Source organism: Nonomuraea rhizosphaerae (assembly GCF_019396405.1).
GTDB classification, from domain to species: domain Bacteria; phylum Actinomycetota; class Actinomycetes; order Streptosporangiales; family Streptosporangiaceae; genus Nonomuraea; species Nonomuraea rhizosphaerae.
This window is the reverse complement of record NZ_JAHKRL010000468.1, coordinates 1-5329: the sequence shown is the minus strand read 5'-3', so window position 1 is coordinate 5329 and position 5329 is coordinate 1. Positions and strand designations below refer to the sequence as shown.

Annotated in this window: 4 protein-coding genes; 1 reads left to right on the top strand and 3 read right to left on the bottom strand. The window is 72.8% G+C overall.

Features of this window, described 5'->3' with window-relative positions; translation table 11 throughout:
* The 3 genes from KME77_RS24020 to KME77_RS30030 form a co-directional block, all read right to left on the bottom strand.
* A partial coding sequence (locus KME77_RS24020) for a DUF58 domain-containing protein (protein WP_219471197.1) occupies positions 1–843 on the bottom strand: 843 nt, incomplete at its 3' end.
* Entirely contained in the window at positions 844–1893 is a 1050-nt protein-coding gene (locus KME77_RS24015) for an AAA family ATPase (RefSeq protein WP_246610644.1), read from the bottom strand. It lies immediately after the preceding gene.
* 13 nt (positions 1894–1906) lie between these two features.
* Complete coding sequence (locus KME77_RS30030; RefSeq protein ID WP_219471196.1) at positions 1907–4072, bottom strand: fibronectin type III domain-containing protein; 2166 nt, start codon at positions 4070–4072, stop codon at positions 1907–1909.
* A 244-nt stretch (positions 4073–4316) separates the two neighbouring features.
* Here KME77_RS30030 and KME77_RS24005 point away from each other — a divergent pair.
* Positions 4317–5329: hypothetical protein (locus tag KME77_RS24005; protein ID WP_308250868.1), on the top strand; the 1013-nt coding region annotated here is incomplete at its 3' end.

The window sequence follows — 5329 nt, the reverse complement described above, 5'->3', positions numbered from 1 at the left end:
CCCCTTCGTCTCGGCGAGCGGCCCGTCGCCCGTCAGCAGCCGTACGGGGAAGCCCGCCGAGGCGGCGGCGACGGCGGCCGAGGCGGCGGCGTCCACGGCCAGTTCGGTGAGCCCGCGCGTGTCGAGCACGACGGTGGTGGTGGGCAGGCTGGCGTCGATGAGCTGACGCACCATGAGCGTGCCGGTGCGGGCGCTGGAGCGCCAGTGGACGTGGCGCAGGTCGTCGCCGACGACGTACTCGCGCAGGGTGTGGAAGGTGACGGTGCCGCTGGGCGCGTTGTCGCTGGTGGGGCCCTCCAGGTGGTGGGACCTGCCCGACGGCGGCACCGGCAGCGCGACCGTGCGCGGGCGGACCAGGAGGGTGGCGGCCTGGCCGTACTGCCTGACCCTGCGCGTCAGGCCGAGCGGGTCGGCGCGCACCAGCAGCAGCGGCCCGACGGGGATCTCGCCGCGCACGCCGGTCGGCAGCGGGTACGACACCGTGCGCAGGCCCCCCTTGGGCAGGCGCGGCAGGTCCACGGTGTGCTCGGCCGCGCCGATCCGGTCCTGGGCGCGCAGCCCGGACAGGCCGCGGCGGCCGAGGTTGCGCACGTGCAGGACGGCGATAGCCGCCTCGCCGCGCGGCACCTTGAGCGGCGTGACCTCGCGCTCCACCTCCAGCCTCGGCCGGGGCGCGCTCCAGGCGAGGGCGGCGGCCAGCGCGAGCAGCCCGCCCGTGGCCAGCACGACCGGCTCCGGGTAGCCCAGCGCGAACCCGGCCGCGTACAGGAGCACGCAGGCGGCGAGCGTGCCCCACCCGAGCGGAGTCAGCACCAGGGCAGGTGAGGACACCGGCTTGGACATCTAGGCCGCCTGCGGCACCGGCATCCCGGCGAGGATCTCACCGAGCACGTTCGCGGCCGTGGCGTCGCGCAGCTCGGCCTCGGGGGTGAGGATGAGCCGGTGCGCGATCACCGGTGCGGCCAGCGCCTTGACGTCCTCGGGCACCACGTAGTGGCGTCCGGCGGCGGCGGCCTTGACGCGGGCGGCGCGCAGCAGCGCGAGGCTGCCCCGGGGGGAGGCGCCGAGCCGCAGGTTCGGGTTGACGCGGGTGGCGGCGCAGAGCGCGACGATGTAGTCGTAGACGGGGTCGGCGACGTGGATGCGCGTAGCGAAGTCGATCATCCCGGCGACGTCGGAGGCGCGGGCCACCACGGGCAGCCGTTCGACCTGCGGCCCGGTCGGCATGCCCTTGAGCACCTCGACCTCCGACACGTGGTCGGGGTAGCCGACGGAGATCTGCATGAGGAAGCGGTCGAGCTGGGCCTCCGGCAGCGGGTACGTGCCGTCCATGTCCACCGGGTTCTGGGTGGCGACGACCAGGAACGGCCTGGGCACCGGGTGCGGCTCGGCGTCCACCGTGACCCGGCGCTCCTCCATGACCTCCAGCAGCGCCGACTGAGTCTTGGGCGAGGCGCGGTTGATCTCGTCCGCGAGCACGATGTTGGCGAACACCGGCCCGTGGTGGAACTCGAACTTCTGGTGCGCCTGGTTGAAGATCGACACGCCGGTGATGTCGCTGGGCAGCAGGTCGGGCGTGAACTGGATGCGCCGCCACTCGGCGTCCACGCTGGCGGCGATGGACCTGGCCAGCGTGGTCTTGCCGGTGCCGGGCACGTCCTCGATCAGCAGGTGCCCCTCGGCGAACAGGCAGATCAGCGCCAGCTCGATGGCCTCGCGCTTGCCCCGGATGATCCGCTCGATGTTGCCCGACAGGAGCTGGAAGCGCTGCGCGAACTGGGCCGCGAGCTGCTGCGGGTGCTGCTGCGCCGGCGCCGCCGGGTCGTGGTTGTAGGTCTGCTCGTGGTTGTAGGTCTGGTCCTGGCCGTAAGTCTGCTGCTCGTGGTTGTACAACTGAGTCCCCTTCTCAGTCGGTGCACTCGAAGAGCGGGGCCGCCGGGAAGCCGCCCTTGGGCGTGCCCACCAGGGTGTCGTTGAGGTAGCCGTTGCCGGACGGCGACTCGATCCTGTTCCAGACGTCGCTGGAGCCGCCGGTGGACGGGTCGGTGTAGTTCGAGCCCTTGACCTGGCAGATCACCGTCACGGTGATGTACTGGCCTTGCTTGATCCGCCCCGATTCGCCGCTGCCGGACGGGCCCGGCCGGATGAGCGTGTCGCTGTCGTTGTTGCTCACGTTCTGGTACTGCTGGCGCGGATAGGCCAGGTCGACCGAGGCCGTGGCGACGTCCGGGCTCTCGCCCGCGTCGTTCTTGGCCTGGAGCTTGAACTCGTGCTTCTGGTTGTTCTTGAGCCCTTCGGCGGTGAACTTCGTCCCCGTGACGCTGTTGTCGGAGGCCGCGCCGGACAGCACGTACGTGATGCCGTCCGCGCCGCCCTCCGGGGCGTCCCAGGTCAGCTCGGCGCCGCGGTTCTTCCCCTTGGCCTGGAAGTTGGCCGGTTTGCCCGGCGCGACGCACGGCTTGACCCCGGCGCTCGGCTCGGAGGCCACCTCGCCGCCCGACCAGTGGGCGACGACGGTGAAGGTGTACTCGCCGCTGCAGTTCCCGCCCGAGAACTCGAACTGGAACGGCCCGTCGGCGTCCACCGACTGCGGCGTGGACCTGCCGTCGCCGCCGGACACCTTGAGCGTGTACCGCTCGACCTTGCCGCCGGTGGACGGGCTGAAGTTGACGCTGACGTGGCCGGGGCCCGACTTCGCGCTCACCGAGCCCGGCTTGGTGGGCGGCGTGGGCGTCGGGGTCGGCGTGGGGCTCTTCGTCGGGGTCGCGGTCGGCGTCGGCGTGCGCGTCGGGGTCGGCGTCTGTGACCTGGTCGGCCTGCGCGTGGTCGGCAGCGGGTCCGGCTCGGGCGCCTCGGTGTCGGTCGGGCGCGGGTCGGCCGTGCGGGTCGGGTCGGGCCGGGTGTCGGTGTTCGTCGGGTCGGGCCTGGGCGTCTGCTTCGGCTGGGGCGTGTTGGTCGGCCCAGGTACGTCCGAGTCGTCCTTCTGGACGTCGTGCTTGCGGCCCTCGGTGTCGATGACCACGGCCTTGTCGCCGTTCTCGTCGTTGGCCCAGAGCAGGCCGTCCTTGACGAACACGTCGAGCGGCCCCGGGCTGTCGGCCACCTGCAGCCTGGTGGGCCGGCCGCCCGCCGCGCTGTCCCACACGATCAGGCCGCCGGTGCTGCTGTCCGGTACGTACACCTTCGAGCCGAGCACCTGCGGCACGCCCAGCGCGGCCGGGTCCTCGACGGCGACCTTGGTGTTGAGCACCGAGTTCGACGCCGTGTCCACGACGACGAGCAGGCCGGAGTCCCCCGGCGTGAGCAGCGGCACCAGCGAGCCCTCGGTCAGGGCCGGGGCCAGCAGTCCGCCCTTGGCGGCCTGGGCCACCTCCTTGGGCAGCGTGATCTCGCCGACGCCGCCGTCCGCGCCGACGATCGAGGCGGTCGCGGCCCGGGTGTTGACGATCACCGGCAGGCCGCCGGCGATCGTGACCGCCAGCTCCTCGCCCGGCTCGCCCACCTTGACCGGGCTCGCCGCGACGCCTCTGGCGACGGGCACGACCTCGCCCTTCGCGGTCACGGGCACCCAGAGCTGCCCGCCGCCGTCGATGCGGGCGGAGCCGAGCGGGCCTTCGAGGGTGAGCGGCGCGCCGACGGAGTTCAGCGTGGCGGGGTCGATCTGCTGGACCTTGCCCGCCGGGTCCACCGCGTACCCGGCGGCGCCCGACACGACGATCTGCAGGCCGGCCGCGCCGAAGTTCTTGGTCTGGGCGACGCTGAGCTGGCTGGGCTCGATCCTGCTGACGTAGCCGCTGCTGTCGTCGACGAGCAGGACGTTCCCCGCGTCCTGGACGACGCGCAGCCGCTTGGCGGACTTGCTGTTCAGGTAGCCGTCGACCTCGCCCGACAGGCCGTTGACGTGCACGATCTTGCCGCTGACCTTGGTCCAGAGCCACGCCCCGACGTCGGCCAGCTTGGGATTGGCGCTGGAGACGCCCACGCCGAACACGGCCGCCGCCGCGACCAGGACCGCCGCCACCCCGGCGGCGACCAACGCCGTGGCACGGTCGCCACGGAGCATGCTGCGCATGCGTCACTCACCCCGTACGTACGCTTATCAAACGATTGCCCCCGTATTACCCGGGGACACACTAGCGTGCGGTTGCACCCGGTCGCATGACTACTCGCAGGTAGCACGGGTCAGGTTCGCACCGATTCGCCCCGGTGGACGGCTGGTCCGGCCCTGCTTCCGCTCTTGTGGGCGCGGACCGCCCGTGCGGCCGTCCGGCGGCTTCGGGCGGGGATTGTCGGTCGGAACCCGTACCTTAGTCCCCGTGCCCGAACCGCCTCTGCCCCCCGACCAGCCGCTGACCCTCGACGCCGCCCTCTCGGAGGAGGCGGTGCTGTCCACCTACCGCAGGATGTTCGCGGCGCTGGCCCGCGACAGCGGGGCGGTCGTCGACGACCCGGCGCTGGTCGACATCGCCGAGACGCTGTTCGCGGCGTTCGCGGAGGCGGGCGAGGAGTGGCTGACGCACGAGCAGATGCGCTTCGCCTGCCGCGCCTACCCGGGCGAGCAGTTCGACAACCGGCTGCGGGTGCTCAGGGGGCTGGGCGCGATCCGCGAGGTGTTCCCCAAGCCCAACCAGCTCCGTTACCGCGCGTCGTTCACCAGCGTGGTCGGCCTGATGTTCATCAGGCGGATGATGGACGACGGCGGCCAGTCCGAGATGCACCGCCTGCTCGCCCTCGAAGACCTCAACGTCGCCGACCCGCGCACCACCATGGAGGAGGCCAGGCAGAGCGCCGCCAACCTGGCGCGGGCCTTCCGGCTGTGGGCGCTGGAGCTGATCACCCTGACCACCGGCACGATCGAGGAGCTGCGCGAGCAGGCGCCCAAGCTGTGGGGCACCGAGGAGATCGCGCGCCGCGCCCAGGGCCTGCACGGCACGATCCTGACCCGCTGGCCCGCGCTCGACCGCGTCTGCACCGATCTGCGGGCGGCGATCTACGCCTACAGCGACGCCTCCCGCCGGGCCGCCGGCCGCCTGGCCGACTCCGCCGGGACGACCCGCAACCTGACGCTGCTGCCGACCGAGACGTGGCGCACCTTCGCGCAGACGGCCTCGCGGGAGCGGCTGGCGGCGGTGCTGGACGGGTTCGTGTTCGACGCGCCGGCGCCCTGGCACGATCCGGCGGCCATCGCCCGCGCGGTGGACGAGGCGCCGCGTCCCGTGCCCGCCCAGCCCACTCCCCCGCGCTCCAACCTGCCCGACCCCGGGCCCGACGGCTCGCTGTCCGCCTCGCCGGAGGCGGCCGTCGCGAGGCTGGCCGAGGTGGCGGAGTC